Annotated in this window: 15 protein-coding genes; 11 read left to right on the top strand and 4 right to left on the bottom strand. The window is 26.4% G+C overall.

Annotated features, from left to right (window positions below; genetic code table 11):
* The first annotated feature begins 51 nt into the window (after positions 1–51).
* The 3 genes from NWE74_RS10465 (at position 52) to NWE74_RS10455 (ending at position 4,649) form a co-directional block, all read left to right on the top strand.
* On the top strand, positions 52–3,867 hold the full coding sequence (locus tag NWE74_RS10465; protein ID WP_258243116.1) for a phosphoribosylformylglycinamidine synthase: 3,816 nt from the start codon (positions 52–54) through the stop codon (positions 3,865–3,867).
* 160 nt (positions 3,868–4,027) lie between these two features.
* Positions 4,028–4,228 carry a helix-turn-helix transcriptional regulator gene (locus tag NWE74_RS10460; protein ID WP_092727301.1) on the top strand — a complete coding sequence of 67 codons (201 nt, stop codon included), beginning with the start codon at positions 4,028–4,030 and terminating at the stop codon, positions 4,226–4,228.
* Position 4,229: 1 nt separating this feature from the next.
* On the top strand, positions 4,230–4,649 hold the full coding sequence (locus tag NWE74_RS10455) for a hypothetical protein (protein WP_258243115.1): 420 nt from the start codon (positions 4,230–4,232) through the stop codon (positions 4,647–4,649).
* 59 nt (positions 4,650–4,708) lie between these two features.
* Here NWE74_RS10455 and NWE74_RS10450 read toward each other — a convergent pair whose 3' ends face one another.
* Together NWE74_RS10450 and NWE74_RS10445 are read right to left on the bottom strand one after the other, a co-directional pair.
* Positions 4,709–4,906, bottom strand: coding sequence for a hypothetical protein (locus tag NWE74_RS10450; RefSeq protein ID WP_258243114.1), 198 nt, complete (start codon positions 4,904–4,906; stop codon positions 4,709–4,711).
* Positions 4,907–5,054: 148 nt separating this feature from the next.
* Positions 5,055–5,375, bottom strand: a complete 321-nt coding sequence (locus NWE74_RS10445; protein WP_258243113.1) for a hypothetical protein — start codon at positions 5,373–5,375, stop codon at positions 5,055–5,057.
* A 490-nt stretch (positions 5,376–5,865) separates the two neighbouring features.
* Here NWE74_RS10445 and NWE74_RS10440 point away from each other — a divergent pair, with 490 nt between their 5' ends.
* Positions 5,866–6,576: a LytR/AlgR family response regulator transcription factor gene (locus tag NWE74_RS10440; protein WP_258243112.1), complete on the top strand. Its 711-nt coding sequence runs from the start codon at positions 5,866–5,868 to the stop codon at positions 6,574–6,576.
* A 299-nt stretch (positions 6,577–6,875) separates the two neighbouring features.
* Here the strand turns inward: NWE74_RS10440 and NWE74_RS10435 are convergent, their stop codons facing one another.
* Both NWE74_RS10435 and NWE74_RS19300 read right to left on the bottom strand, forming a co-directional pair.
* Positions 6,876–7,049, bottom strand: a complete 174-nt coding sequence (locus tag NWE74_RS10435) for a hypothetical protein (RefSeq protein WP_258243111.1) — start codon at positions 7,047–7,049, stop codon at positions 6,876–6,878.
* Positions 7,046–7,135, bottom strand: coding sequence for a bacteriocin (locus NWE74_RS19300; RefSeq protein ID WP_420330184.1), 90 nt, complete (start codon positions 7,133–7,135; stop codon positions 7,046–7,048). The genes NWE74_RS10435 and NWE74_RS19300 overlap by 4 nt, the downstream gene beginning before the upstream one ends.
* Positions 7,136–7,435: 300 nt before the next feature.
* On the opposite strand from NWE74_RS19300, the gene NWE74_RS10430 reads away from it, so the two are divergent.
* The 7 genes from NWE74_RS10430 (at position 7,436) to NWE74_RS10400 (ending at position 14,517) form a co-directional block, all read left to right on the top strand.
* Positions 7,436–7,699 (top strand): hypothetical protein, encoded by a 264-nt coding sequence (locus NWE74_RS10430; RefSeq protein WP_258243110.1) that lies wholly within the window; start codon positions 7,436–7,438, stop codon positions 7,697–7,699.
* Between the two features lie 11 nt (positions 7,700–7,710).
* Complete coding sequence (locus tag NWE74_RS10425; protein WP_258243109.1) at positions 7,711–8,487, top strand: CPBP family intramembrane glutamic endopeptidase; 777 nt, start codon at positions 7,711–7,713, stop codon at positions 8,485–8,487.
* 187 nt (positions 8,488–8,674) lie between these two features.
* The gene (htpG, locus tag NWE74_RS10420) at positions 8,675–10,579 is read left to right on the top strand and encodes a molecular chaperone HtpG (protein ID WP_258243108.1); all 1,905 of its coding nucleotides are present in this window, start codon (positions 8,675–8,677) and stop codon (positions 10,577–10,579) included.
* Between the two features lie 201 nt (positions 10,580–10,780).
* Positions 10,781–11,539 carry a MerR family transcriptional regulator gene (locus NWE74_RS10415; RefSeq protein WP_258243107.1) on the top strand — a complete coding sequence of 253 codons (759 nt, stop codon included), beginning with the start codon at positions 10,781–10,783 and terminating at the stop codon, positions 11,537–11,539.
* Between the two features lie 171 nt (positions 11,540–11,710).
* The gene (locus tag NWE74_RS10410) at positions 11,711–12,436 is read left to right on the top strand and encodes a conjugal transfer protein TraX (RefSeq protein ID WP_258243106.1); all 726 of its coding nucleotides are present in this window, start codon (positions 11,711–11,713) and stop codon (positions 12,434–12,436) included.
* Positions 12,437–12,586: 150 nt separating this feature from the next.
* Complete coding sequence (locus NWE74_RS10405) at positions 12,587–13,279, top strand: response regulator transcription factor (RefSeq protein WP_258243105.1); 693 nt, start codon at positions 12,587–12,589, stop codon at positions 13,277–13,279.
* Positions 13,276–14,517 carry a sensor histidine kinase gene (locus tag NWE74_RS10400; protein ID WP_258243104.1) on the top strand — a complete coding sequence of 414 codons (1,242 nt, stop codon included), beginning with the start codon at positions 13,276–13,278 and terminating at the stop codon, positions 14,515–14,517. The genes NWE74_RS10405 and NWE74_RS10400 overlap by 4 nt, the downstream gene beginning before the upstream one ends.
* Positions 14,518–14,557 lie beyond the last annotated feature (40 nt).

Genomic DNA, 14,557 nt, shown 5'->3' with positions numbered 1-14,557 from the left:
CAAACTACTTAAAAAGTAGTACAAATTTAATCTATAAAAGGGAGATAAAATATGTTAAATAATCTATGTTTAGAGTCAAGCGTTAGAAGAATATTAGTAGAAAAAAGACAGGGATTTGATCTAGAAGCTAAAGCTTTAAAAAAGGATTTAATAGAAAGTTTACACATAGATAAAATAGAAAATATAAGAATTTTGAATAGATATGATATAGAGGGAATAGATGGAGATGTATATGAAAGTGCAGCTAGAACAATATTTTCTGAGCCTAATTTAGACATTGTTTATCATGAAACATTAGATGTTTCTAAATGCAAAGAAACAAATGAAAGGGTATTTGCAATAGAGTTCTTACCAGGTCAATATGAGCAGAGGGGTGACTGGGCTAGTCAGTGTGTTCAAATTTTAAATCAAGGGGAAAGACCAACAATTAACACAGCAAAGGTATATATATTAAGTGGAAAAATAAGTGACCAAGAATTTGACCAAATAAAAAATTACTGTATAAATCCAGTAGATAGCAGAGAAGCATCTTTAGAAAAACCAGAAACTTTAAAGATGGATACAGAAATACCAACAGAAGTAGAAATATTAGATAAATTTATAGGTTTAAGTATAGAAGGATTAAAAGAATTTTTAAATAAACAAGGACTTGCTATGACATTACAAGATTTAGAGCATGTGCAAAATTATTTTAAAAATACAGAGAAGAGGAATCCGACTATTACAGAGATAAAAGTACTTGATACTTATTGGTCAGATCATTGCAGACATACTACTTTTATGACACAAATAGAAGATATAAAGATAGAGAGTGGAAAATATACAGATATAGTAAAAGATGCATATGATATGTATTTAGAATCAAGAAAAAATGTATATTTAGATAAACCTAAAGATATATGCTTAATGGATATAGCAACAATAGCTATGAAGGAATTAAGAAAAGAAGGAAAACTAGCAGATTTAGATGTAAGTGAAGAAATTAATGCTTGCAGTATAAATGTAGATGTAGAGATAGATGGAAAAGTAGAGCCATACTTAGTAATGTTTAAAAATGAAACACATAATCATCCGACTGAAATAGAGCCATTCGGTGGAGCTGCTACTTGTTTAGGTGGAGCTATAAGAGATCCATTATCAGGAAGAAGCTATGTATATCAAGCAATGCGTGTTACAGGAAGTGCAGATCCTAGAACTACATTAGAAAATACATTACCAGGTAAGCTTATGCAAAGAAAAATAACAACAGAAGCAGCTCATGGATACAGTTCATATGGAAATCAAATTGGATTAACAACAGGTCAAGTTGCAGAAGTTTATGATGAAGATTTCGTAGCTAAGAGAATGGAAATTGGAGCAGTAATAGCAGCAACACCAAAAGAAAATGTAGTTAGAGAGACACCGGTTGAAGGTGACATAGTAATACTTCTTGGAGGAAAAACAGGAAGAGATGGATGTGGAGGAGCTACAGGTTCATCAAAAGAGCACAGTGAAAAATCTTTAATTACTTGCAGTGCAGAAGTACAAAAAGGAGATGCTCCTAACGAAAGAAAAATACAAAGATTCTTTAGAAATAAAGAAGTAGCACAAATGATAAAAAGATGTAATGACTTTGGAGCAGGTGGAGTTTGTGTTGCTATAGGAGAAGTAGCAGATAGCTTGGATATAAACTTAAACTTAGTTCCTAAAAAATACGATGGATTAGATGGAACAGAAATAGCTATATCAGAATCACAAGAACGTATGGCAGTAGTTATAAAATCAGAGAATAAAGAGAAATTTATAGATTTAGCAAGAGAAGAAAATCTAGAGGCAACTCATGTAGCAACAGTAACTGATACTGGTTATATGAGAATGTTTTGGAATGATAAAGCTATAGTTAATATAAAAAGAGATTTCATAGAAACAAGTGGAGTTAAACAAACTACTAAAGTTCATGTGGATAAAGTAGATGAAGAAAATACATTCTTCGTAAATAATTCTAAAGAAGCTGTATGTGAATTGGTTATAGAAGAAGATATAAATATAAAAGATAGATTTATAAATGTTTTATCAGATTTAAATGCATGTTCACAAAAAGGATTAGTAGAAAGATTTGATAATACGATAGGCAGTGGTACTGTACTTATGCCATTTGGAGGGAAGTATCAATCAACACCAGCTCAAGGTATGGTAGCTAAAATACCTGTACTTGGTGGTGAAACTAATACTTCAACAATAATGACTTATGGATATAATCCTAAAATAGGAAAATGGAGTCCATTCCATGGAGCTTTATATGCTGTAGTAGAATCTGTGTGTAAAGTTGTGGCTATTGGGGGTAACTATAGTAGCATAAGACTTACATTACAAGAGTATTTTGAAAAACTTGGGGATAACCCAACTAAGTGGGGTAAACCATTTGCAGCACTTTTAGGTGCATACTATGCTCAAGATAGATTAGAGATACCTGCAATAGGTGGAAAAGATAGTATGTCAGGAACATTTAAAGATATAGATGTACCACCAACATTAGTATCATTTGCTGTGGATACTGTGGATGCAAAATATGTTATCTCACCTGAATTTAAGAAAAGTAATTCACAAGTTATAATGTTATGCACAGATAGACTAGAAAATGACGTATTAGACTTTGAATTATTAAAGAAAAACTTAAATAAAGTAACTGAACTTATACACAATAAGCAAGTGTTATCAACATATGCATTAGGATTTGGTGGTATATGTGAAGCTATAAGTAAGATGGCATTTGGTAATAAGATAGGATTTGAATTTACTGAAGGCGTAGAAAATTTATTTGAAGCTAACTATGGAAATATAGTACTAGAATTAGCTGATAGTAGCCTAGATATATTAGATGGATATAATTATGTAGTGCTTGGAAAAACAATAGAAAAACCAAGTATAATGGTAGATGAAGAGGAAATTTTATTAGATGAATTATACAAAGCTCACTGCAAAACATTAGAGCCAATATTCCCAACTAAAGTAAGTACTCTAAAAGATAAAATAGAAACTATAAGTTTTATAAATCAAGGTGAAGCTAAAAAATCATCTATAACAATAGCTAAACCAAGAGTATTTGTTCCAGCATTCCCAGGAACAAACTGTGAATATGATTCAGCAAGAGCTTTTGAAAAAGCAGGAGCGCATGCAAATATAAAAGTATTTAAGAATTTAACAGATAGAGATGTAGAAGAATCTATAAATGAAATAGTAAATGAAATTAAGAAGTCTCAAATAATAATGTTGCCGGGTGGATTTAGTGCAGGTGATGAACCAGATGGTTCTGCTAAATTTATAGCAACAGTATTTAGAAATCCAAAAGTTGCAGAAGCTGTAAAAGAATTTTTAACTAAGCAAGATGGATTAATGCTAGGTATTTGTAATGGATTCCAAGCACTTATAAAACTTGGATTAGTGCCATATGGTGAAATAAGAGAAACAGCAGAAGACGCACCAACACTTACTTATAATAATATAGGTAGACATCAATCTAAAATTGTTAGAACAAGAGTAGCATCTAATAAGTCACCTTGGCTAGTAAATACAGAAGTAGGGGATACCCATAGCATAGCAATATCTCATGGTGAAGGTAGATTTGTTGCTAATGAAGAAGTAATGAAACGATTAATAGCAAATGGTCAAATAGCTACTCAATATGTAGACTTTGATAACAATCCTACTTATGATATAGAGTTCAATCCAAATGGTTCATGTTATGCAGTAGAAGGTATAACTAGCTTAGATGGCAGAATACTTGGTAAGATGGGTCACTCAGAAAGAGTTGGAGAGCATGTTATAAAGAACATATTAGGTGAAAAAGATCAGAAGATATTTGAAAGTGGAGTAAAATATTTTGGATAATATTTAAAGCTAAGGATAGTTTATTGATAAATAAATCAGTAAACTATCCTTTTTAAATACAAAAAATTTATTAAAATGTAAAGCTAAGTTGACATAAAATGTAAAGTTGACTATACTTAAAATGTAAAGTTAATTTTACTGTTAATATAAAGGAGTAAACATGAAAAATAATATTCAGAAACTAAGAAAAGAAAGAAAAATAACACAAGAGGAACTAGCTAAAACGTGTGGGGTATCTAGGCAAACAATTATATCTTTAGAAAATGGAAAATATAATCCATCAATAATGTTAGCTTATAAAATTGCAACAGTTTTTGAGTGCATAATAGAAGAAGTTTTTATATTTGAGGAGGGAAATTAAGATGAATCAAGTTAAGAAAGACCTTATGTTTTCAGTTGGAGGTATAATAGCAGGAATTATAATGATAGCTATATTTTTATTAGGGGTAATAGCAGAAAAAATGTCAGCTAGTATGGTGATGGGTATGGGAATAGGGCTTACATCTGTAGGAGTATGGCAGATTTTTCTGAATTTAAAAGCTATAAAAAATCCTGAAAAAGTAGAAGAAATTGAAATAAACAGCAATGATGAAAGAAATATTTTAGTAAGAGAAAAAACTAGTGCAAAATCATACTCAATATTTATTTATGTTGAGATTGGATTAGTATTTATAACAGCTTTGCTGAGTTACAAAGAAGTAAGTTTATTACTTTTAGCTTTAATATGTGCTAAATTAGTAGTATGGTTTTTACTTTGCATTAAGAATTTAAATAAATATTAGAGCGATATTTTTCATTATTTGATAAATATAATTAATGAGGAGTAGTATCTATTATAGTTTTAGATACTACTCTTTTTAGTTTTTTCACTATGCCAAAATATCCAGAATAATACAAGGATAAAAATAAACAATCCAATTTTTCTTACTAATGGCCAAAATGGCCAGTTTTCAACTAGAGTAGGAAAAAAACATAATATAATAGCGCTAGGAACACCTATTTTTCTGTATAAGGTACTTAATTTGTTCTTTTGATTCATATCTATGTCCCCTTTATGTATTCTAAAATTATATTATTATAGACAGTACTTTAAGTATATTTATAAAACCTAGAGTTAATTATTGGCAAGAACAGCTTTTATTTATACTAAAGTTTGAAACCTAAATTTTTAGTTTTTAATTCAAAATCTACTTTATAAGTTTAAGTAAAACACATTGGCATATACCGAAATATAAAGCTGATGTAAACCTCATCTGTAATGTAAAATAATTACCTTCTAAATATATTATGGGATTCTTGCCATCAAATTGATCCGTATTGAAACACTCAAAATTTATACTATTAAAAAATTTAATTACATCATCTGTAAGTGAGTGTAGTGAAAAGGCAAAAGTGTCTAATGCAATTGATAGACTTTTATCTTTAGGATAAACTTCAATATCAATATTGCTATGATTATTTTCTTTATAATTTTTAAGTTTTGTTTTCAAAGTATCTGAAATATCCATAAGTATAATCCCCTTTAAATTATTAAATAAATTTTTTTATATTTAAACTTATGTAGCTTGATTTATTTGAAATAATATTATCACAAATAAATTAATAAATCTTATGAATGGGATGAATAGTATATTTTAAGGCATGAATGGATAAATTTTATTTTTATGCGGCTATTCAAGCCTAAAAAATGACTATTCATCCCTAAAATATTTACAAATATTTTAAATTTATTATTATTTTAATATAGAGTATAAAAGCTAGAATTTATAAACTTTTAATGTTACTAGCTTTAAACTCAGCACTCTAGATAAGCACATACTTTAAAATATTATTGTTATGGGGAGTAGTATATAATATTTTTATATCATAAAAATAAGATAATAATACTTTTTTAAGTTGATTTATCACAATATTTAGATAGAAACAATTTTAAATATAAATATTTAGCAAAAACCATGAAAGAGTCTCTAGGGTGTTTATAATAAGGGGGGATTTTTTGTGAGTTTTAATATAGTTATTTGTGATGATGAAGACATACATAGAAATATAATAATAGATTATTTAAGTAAGGTTTTTTCAAGTGAGCCTTATGAATTGGTTGAATTTAATAGTGGTGAAGAATTATTAAAAAACTACCCTGAAAAAATAGATATATTATTATTAGATGTTCACATGAAATGTATGAATGGCATTGAAACAGCTAAGAAAATAAGAAAATTTGATACAAATGTAAAAATAATTTTTATTACAGCTATTGCAGAGTTTATGCAACAAGGGTACGAAGTAAACGCATTTAGATATTTGTTAAAGCCAATAAATTATAATGACTTTTCAAAACATATGATGCAATGTAGAAAAGATATTATTAGCAATATAGAAAAATATATAACAATATATGAAATAGATGAAGGTAAAACGGTAATTATTAGTATAAGTTCTATATTGTATATAGAATCACAATGCAGAGTTGTATTGATACATACATATAGTAAAGTATATAAAACAAGAGAGAGTATTACAAACCTTGAAAGTGATTTAAAAGAATATTTATTTTATAGATGCCATAGAGCTTATTTAGTAAATATAAATAAAGTAAATGCTATTAATAAAAATTCAATTTTCATAGAAGATAATGAAATAATGGTAAGTCGATATAAAATGAAAAATTTAAAAGTAAGAATAATAGAGAGATTAGCGAGTTTAATATGATTAATACTCATAATTAAACTTTTATATACTAAGTCATAGTTAATTGGTTGCATTAGTTAAGAAAATTAAAATTATTTTTTTGTTTTCTTGATTTGATTAAATGTTGAACTACTAATACTATATTTTAATCATAAATAATCCTATTCTAGCTATATAAATGTTTTGACTTAATGCACATATTATAGAACTGAATTAATAGGAACAAGTAAAATCTCTATAAAAATTAGAAATTATATAGAGATTTTACAGAAAGTACAACTTTATATGAGAACTTAAAATTATAAGGATTCAAGACATCCTTATTTTAAAATCATTAAAAGCCCTCCAAAAATTACAATCATTATCAAAGGAGTTATTAATGATGTTGATGGAATTGATACTATTCCAAATAATTTCATCAATATAATGGATATACAACTTAATATACCCAGAATAGAACATATTTTAAAAACTGTTTTGCCTGTTATAATCATAATATGCCTCCGTTAATAGAATTTAATTCAGAATTTGTTAGTTCTTTAATATCATCATTTATTTTTATTAATTTAATTATTTTCATTTCCCTCTTAATATATTAACGCTTAGATGCAATATCTATACTAGTACCAGCAAGGAGTAAGCCGATTCCTATTTTAGCACTTTTTTTAAAATTATTTTTTAATACAAAATAAATAGTAGCATAAAAAACATAAAAAATAATAAAAAATGAGTGGATGGTAGTTTTTATAGACTGAATAGTTTAAATATACCGTTCATACAATAAAAAATACTATTCATCCAAAATATATTGACATTTGATGTAAAAAAATATATTTTCACAATGTATATTAATGATATATAAAAAGGGAGGAAAATTAATATGGAAGATAAAGTGATTATGGAAAATCAAATTAAAAAATCTAAAAAACCGATGGTACTAGGAATCTTAAGTTTAGTAGCATGGATTTTTCCAATAATAGGATTGATAGTAAGTACTTTTGGGATAGTAATATCATCAAAAAGATTAAAGGAAGTTAAATGTAAAGCTTATAAAATAGGACTAGTATTAAATATATTGGGAATGACTTTAACAGTTTTAAACATTGTTCTTGCATTTTATTTATATATGAATAACATGGCTTAAGGGGTGAACTTATGAAAAAAATTTTAAAATCATTAGGAATATGTTTAGGGGTAATTTTAATAAATCAACTTCTTATATCTGTTGGATTTTTCATAATGGGAGTAGCGAATGGTGCTTATAAAAGCTTCAATGATCCGAATCAATATATTTTAATTGTAGCTCTTATAGGAGATTTAATTACAATAATTTTAACACATTTAATGTTTTCTGTTTATGATAAAAAGTTATTAAGTAAGAATTTATTAAAAAAAGTGAATTTAAATGAAGCAATATATATTAGTTTATTGGGGATTGGACTTAGTGTTATTTTATTAAGTATAACTGGGATATTAACTAAATTAATTCCAAGTTATATGGAGGTACAAAATCAATTACAATCTGCAAGTAATTCATTTTTACAAATTATAATAGTAATAATTTTAATTCCTATATGTGAAGAAATAATATATAGATACATTATATTTGGACATTTGAAAAAAAATTATAATATAGTATGTGCAGTTATTGTCCAAGCATTAATTTTTGGAGTAGCACATGGAAATATTGTTCAAGGAATATATACATTTATATTAGGTATAGCTTTAGCTTTAATATATATGTACTCAGAGTCATTAACAGGAAGTATTATTTTACATATAGTGTTTAATTTAATGGGGGTAGTAATAATACCTAAGTTAGTAGTGATTAGCCCTATTTTAAGTTATGTTACAGTGATAGTAGGAATAGTATGTTTAATATATTCACTTTTTAAAATAATGAAGAAATATGAAGCTGTATTATATAAATAGTTAATAGAATTAAAGGCCACTCTTATTTAAGGGTGGTTTTTGTATTAATATAAAAATATAATATTTATTAAAAAGTTAGCACTCTCTACTTGACAGTGCTAACAAACATGCTACAATATTATTTATAAAGGGAGTAGGTTCTACCCCTAAAATTATTTTAATTAATAAAATTAGGAGGAAATAATTTATGAGTCAAAAAGGTAGTATATCAATACATACAGAAAATATTTTTCCAATAATAAAAAAGTGGTTATACTCTGACAAAGATATATTTATCAGAGAGCTTATAAGTAACGGGTGTGATGCTGTAAATAAACACAAGAAGCTAATATCATTAGGAGAAATAGCAGGGGATAAAGAAGAAGATTACAAAATAAATGTATACATAGATAAAGAAAATTCAGCACTTATATTTGAAGACAATGGTATCGGTATGACAGAAGAAGAAGTTCAAAAATATATAAATCAAGTTGCTTTTTCTGGTGCGGAAGATTTCTTCAATAAATATAAAGATAAAATGAATGAAGAAAATGATATAATAGGTCACTTTGGTTTAGGATTCTATTCATCATTTATGGTATCTAAAAAAGTTCAAATAGAGACATTATCATACAAAGAAGATGCAAAGCCAGTTAGATGGGTAAGTGAAGGTGGAACAGAGTACGAAATAAGTGATTCAGATACTAGAAACACTAGAGGTACTACAATAACATTATTCTTAGATGACGATAGCAAAGAATTTGTAGAAGAATATACAGTAAGAAATATAATAGATAAATATTGTTCATTCTTACCAGTTAATATTTATTTAGATACTATCAAAGAAGAAAATAGTGAAGAAGCTAAAAATGAAAATGAAGAAACAAAAACAGAAGAAAATGAAGTTAAGGAAATAACACCTATAAATGATACACATCCATTATGGTTAAAATCACCAAAGGATTGTACAGATGAAGAATACAAAGAGTTCTATAGAAAAGTATTTAAAACATTTGATGAGCCATTGTTCTGGATACATCTTAATGTAGATTATCCATTTAATTTAAAAGGAATATTATACTTCCCTAAATTAAATAATGAATTTGAGCTTATAGAAGGTAAAGTAAAATTATACAACAACCAAGTATTCGTTGCAGATAATATAAAAGAAGTTATACCAGAGTTCTTATTATTATTAAAAGGAGTAATAGATTGCCCAGACTTACCTCTAAATGTATCTAGAAGTTTCTTACAAAATGATAGAGATGTAAGTAAAATTTCTAAACATATAGTTAAGAAGGTAGCTGATAAGTTAAAATCTCTAGCTAAAAATGAAAGAGAAAGCTATGAAAAATTCTGGGATGATATACAAGTATTTATCAAATTTGGATGCTTAAAAGATGAAGGATTCTATGATAAGGTGAAAGATAGTATATTATTTAAGACTATAAATTCAGAGTATATAACTCTTAATGATTACTTAGAAAAATGCAAAGAAAAGCATGAAAATAAGATATTCTATGTAAGTGATGAGGATCAACAATCTCAATATATAAAATTATTTAAAGACTATGATTTAGATGCTGTAATATTAGATTCAACAATAGACAATCATTTTATATCATTTGTTGAATTTAAAAATCAACCAGTTAGATTTAATAGAATAGATGCAGACTTATCAGATGTATTAAAAGATAATAAAGATGAGTCTAACAAAGAAGGAAAAGAAGAAATAGAAAACTTATTCAAAGAAGCAGTAGGTGAAAGAGTAAAAACTTATTCAGTAGAAAGTTTAAAGAGTGAAGACACTTCAGCTATAATACTAGTATCAGAAGAGTCAAGAAGAATGGCTGAAATGAAATCACAATTTGCTGGAATGGACTTTGGAATGAACTTTGAAGAAGAGAAAACACTAGTTATAAATGATAATAGTCCAATAGTTAAAAAACTTTTATCTCTAAAAGATAAAGATGATAAAAAAGATGAGATAAGCTTAATTTGTAATCAAATAGTAGATATAGCGCTTCTTGCTAATAAAGAGTTAGAGCCTAGTGAACTAGATGATTTTATAAAGAGAAACAATAAATTAATGAATATGGTAATTTCATTATAATTAAATAAACTAATTAAAAAGAGTTAATAGTATATGTACATACTGTTAACTCTTTTTTTACGCAACGGACGAAGTCGTTGGCGACATGAAGTGTAGCGCCCACGCAGTGGCTTAAGCGAAGTGAATTTTTTATTATTATAATTTTATTGTTGACTCTAACATTGTGTTATACCTTAATATTAAATCAGGAGGTGGATGAACATGTACATGATTAATGAAATCTCAAAATTAACAGGTGTAAGCATTAGAATGCTGCATCATTATGATAAAATAGGGCTTTTAGTACCAAGTAAAAGAACTGATTCAAATTATAGAATGTATAGTGATGAGGATGTTGCTAAATTATATCAAATTTTACTTTTTAAAGAATTAGAGTTTTCACTTCAAGAAATAAAAACAATATTACAGGATGAAAACTTTGATAGGGAAAAAGCCTTAAAAGAACAAAGGAATCTAATAATAAAAAAGAAAAATAGATTAGAAAAAATAATAGAATCAATAGATGATACTATAAATAATTTTGGAGGTAATGTTATGAATAAGAAGAATTTCAAGGCATTTGATTATGAAGATATAAAAAAACATGAAGAAAAATATAAAGAAGAAACAGAAAGAAAGTATGGTAAAACAGATGCATACAAGGAAAGTAAAGAAAAGACATCAAAATACTCAAAAAATGATTGGGAAAATATAATGGGAGAAACTGAGAGTATATATGTAGAATTATCTAAACTAATGAATAAAGAACCTTCTGATGAGCAAGTTCAATTACTAGTTGAAAAGTGGAGAAACCACATAACTGAAAATTTCTATAATTGTACAATAGAAATTTTTAGAGGCTTAGCCCTTATGTATGTAGCAGATGAAAGATTTACTAAGAATATAGATAAATATGGAGAAGGCTTAGCACAATTTTTAAGTGACGCTATGAATATTTATTGTGACAATTACTCTATATAAAAGAATGTATATTAACACTAATAATTTCAAATATTAATATCACGATATCATGAACATTGCGTTTAAATTATTTATCTTACAAAAACGTAATTTAAATGTAATCTAGATAAATGGTTCAATTCTTAAGATGAATATATAATATGTATATAATCAACAAGAGGAGGACAACAAATGAAAAAATTAAATGCGTTTCAAATAAAAGTTTTCGCACTAATAGTTATGCTAATGGATCATTTATGGTTTGCTTTTCCACATGTGTTTCCAATATGGTTCCATCCATTATCAAGGTTAGTATCACCAGTATTTGCATTTTTATTAGTGGAAGGATTTTTCCATACAAGAAGTAGATTAAAATATAACATCAGATTATGGGGTTGGGCAACTTTCATGCAAGTCGGTGATATGGTTATGAATGTAGCTTTAAAATCTAAGGGGGTTACTGTTCATAATAATATATTTGCAACTTTAGCTTTAGGACTTACTATAATAAGTCTAATTGAGTATAGTAAATCAAAAAATGGTGCTAGTAAATTAATACTAATGACATTGGCAATATTATTGTTACCATTAGGAATATTTACAGAGGGTGGAATAGCTGTATTACCATTTATACTAATCACATATTCATTTAGAGGCAATAATAAGAAACAAATAATAGGATATATAATATTATCGATATTATTATTTGCAACTAGCTATAATAAATACCCTACAGTAAAAGAAACTATAGATATGTTAATGTTTAACTCAGATTTCTTATTTATATTAGTGATACCATTTATGCTAATGTACAATGGTGAAAGAGGTATGAACAATAAGTTTAGTAAATACTTATTCTATGTATTTTATCCATTGCACTTATGGATATTAGCAATAATAGAGTTTATGTTAAAATAAAATTTAAGGCAACTAAAATAATAAATATTATTTTAGTTGCTTTTTTTGCGTGTTTAAGTAAATTATGATTATATAATTTTATAGTTTTAAAATAAATGTATTTTAATTTATAATCAAAATAGATAGATACAAAACAGAGGGAGTGATGAAGTGGGAAATATATTACTTTTAGAAGATGATAAATCATTAAATAGAGGAATAAGCTTTAAGTTAAAAAAAGAGGGATATACTGTTTATTCAGCTTCAAGTATAAAGGAAGCTATGGATATATTTAAAGAAAATGATATAAATTTGATAATATCTGATATAGGTTTGCCAGATGGAAGTGGATTTGATTTTTGTGAAGAAATAAGAAAAATAAGTAATGTACATATAATAATGCTAACGGCATTGGATCAAGAAGTTGATATAGTAACTGGATATGAAATTGGTGTTGATGATTATATAACAAAGCCATTTAGCTTAATAGTACTAATATCAAAAATAAATGCTTTTATGAGAAGAATAGGTAGTGTAAATAGTGAACACTTAACTTCTTGTGATAAGTTAAGTTTTAATTATTTAGAAAATAAATTAACTAAAGAAAATGAAGAATTAACATTAAGTAAAACAGAAGGAAAGTTATTAAAATACTTAATGGACAACTCTTGCCAAACAATAACAAAAGATCAACTAATAGAAACTTTGTGGGATATAGATGGAAATTTTGTTGATGAAAATACTGTAGCAGTAAATATAAGAAGGCTTAGACAGAAGGTAGAAGAAAATCCATCAACTCCAGAATATATAAAAAATATAAGAGGTGTAGGGTATACTTTCGCAAAGAGGTGTTCAAAAAAATGATTAGTATTATAAAAAAGGAACCATTATTAAAGAAACAGGTAGTTTTTATACTTATAAGTATAGCTATCATATTTAGTATATTTTCTATATTTCAGTACAAAAACTTAAAAAATATATACTTAGAACAAAATAATATAAATAAAAGATTAGTAGGTACATTAGTTAGTAAATATCCAGAGATGGAGGTTGATATAGTAAACTCCATATATAATCCTGAAAAGAAGTATATAGAAGAAGGAAACAAAATCTTAGACAAATTTGGATATGATGAAAGTTATACAATGAATAAAAATGTAAATTTCCAAAAACATTTGAAATATTTCCTGGTAAATAATTTGATAACTTTTGTAATATTGCTTTTTTTAGTGTTAACTATTGTGGTTACTTATATAAAATACATATTTAATAAATTATTAAAGGTTAATATGGATATAGAAAATATAATAAACAATGATTATAAGATTAAAGATGATTTTAAAGAGGAAGGTATTTTTAATAGAATTTATTCAGATCTAAATAAACTATCAAGAAGTTTAAATTTAAAAGTACGTAATTTAGATAAAGAAAAAGAAAGTATTAAAGAGTTAGTAACAGATATATCTCATCAATTAAAGACACCTCTAGCTTCTTTGAAGTTATACAATACTCTTTTAATTGAAGAAGAATTAGAAGAAGAAGAGAAAATGGAATTTTTACAAACAAATAAACTATCAATAAATAAATTACATAATTTAATTGATTCGTTAGTTAATATATCTAGATTAGAAGCTAATATGATAAGCACAAAAAAAGAAAATAAAGGAATAAAAGCTACTTTAACAAAAGCAATAGATAGCGTGAGAGTTAAAGCTAATCAAAAACAAATAAGCATAGAATTAGAAGACTTTGATGATATACAAATTCTACATGATTCAAAATGGACTGAAGAAAGTATATTTAATGTAATTGATAATGGGGTTAAATATACAGATAAAAATGGAAAAATAAATATATCTGTTTCACAAACTATAAACTTTGTAAGAATTGATATTAAGGATAATGGAATAGGAATTGATAAATTAGAATTTAATAATATATTTAAGCGATTTTATAGAAATAGTGAAGTAGAAGATATTGAAGGATCAGGGGTAGGTCTTTATTTAAGCAGGAAAATTTTAGAGCAACAAGGTGGAAACATTATAGTATCATCTAAAAAAGGGGAGGGAAGTAAATTTTCTTTATTCCTTACAAAAGTGTAAGTATAACTGTAAGTGATTTGAAAGACTTGCTATGTATTAT

It is taken from the genome of Romboutsia lituseburensis (genome assembly GCF_024723825.1).
GTDB classification, from domain to species: Bacteria; Bacillota; Clostridia; order Peptostreptococcales; family Peptostreptococcaceae; genus Romboutsia_F; species Romboutsia_F lituseburensis_A.
This window is presented reverse-complemented; position numbering and strand designations above follow the sequence as displayed.

What these genes read in the sequence shown, in the direction of transcription:
- NWE74_RS10435 (WP_258243111.1), bottom strand. Translation starts at nt 7,049, where the DNA reads ATGATTATAACAGGCAAAACAGTTTTTAAAATATGTTCTATTCTGGGT.
- NWE74_RS10415 (WP_258243107.1), top strand. Translation starts at nt 10,781, where the DNA reads ATGTACATGATTAATGAAATCTCAAAATTAACAGGTGTAAGCATTAGA.
- NWE74_RS10460 (WP_092727301.1), top strand. Translation starts at nt 4,028, where the DNA reads ATGAAAAATAATATTCAGAAACTAAGAAAAGAAAGAAAAATAACACAA.
- NWE74_RS10400 (WP_258243104.1), top strand. Translation starts at nt 13,276, where the DNA reads ATGATTAGTATTATAAAAAAGGAACCATTATTAAAGAAACAGGTAGTT.
- NWE74_RS10465 (WP_258243116.1), top strand. Translation starts at nt 52, where the DNA reads ATGTTAAATAATCTATGTTTAGAGTCAAGCGTTAGAAGAATATTAGTA.
- NWE74_RS10425 (WP_258243109.1), top strand. Translation starts at nt 7,711, where the DNA reads ATGAAAAAAATTTTAAAATCATTAGGAATATGTTTAGGGGTAATTTTA.
- NWE74_RS10455 (WP_258243115.1), top strand. Translation starts at nt 4,230, where the DNA reads ATGAATCAAGTTAAGAAAGACCTTATGTTTTCAGTTGGAGGTATAATA.
- NWE74_RS10445 (WP_258243113.1), bottom strand. Translation starts at nt 5,375, where the DNA reads ATGGATATTTCAGATACTTTGAAAACAAAACTTAAAAATTATAAAGAA.
- htpG (WP_258243108.1), top strand. Translation starts at nt 8,675, where the DNA reads ATGAGTCAAAAAGGTAGTATATCAATACATACAGAAAATATTTTTCCA.
- NWE74_RS19300 (WP_420330184.1), bottom strand. Translation starts at nt 7,135, where the DNA reads ATGAAAATAATTAAATTAATAAAAATAAATGATGATATTAAAGAACTA.
- NWE74_RS10410 (WP_258243106.1), top strand. Translation starts at nt 11,711, where the DNA reads ATGAAAAAATTAAATGCGTTTCAAATAAAAGTTTTCGCACTAATAGTT.
- NWE74_RS10450 (WP_258243114.1), bottom strand. Translation starts at nt 4,906, where the DNA reads ATGAATCAAAAGAACAAATTAAGTACCTTATACAGAAAAATAGGTGTT.
- NWE74_RS10430 (WP_258243110.1), top strand. Translation starts at nt 7,436, where the DNA reads ATGGAAGATAAAGTGATTATGGAAAATCAAATTAAAAAATCTAAAAAA.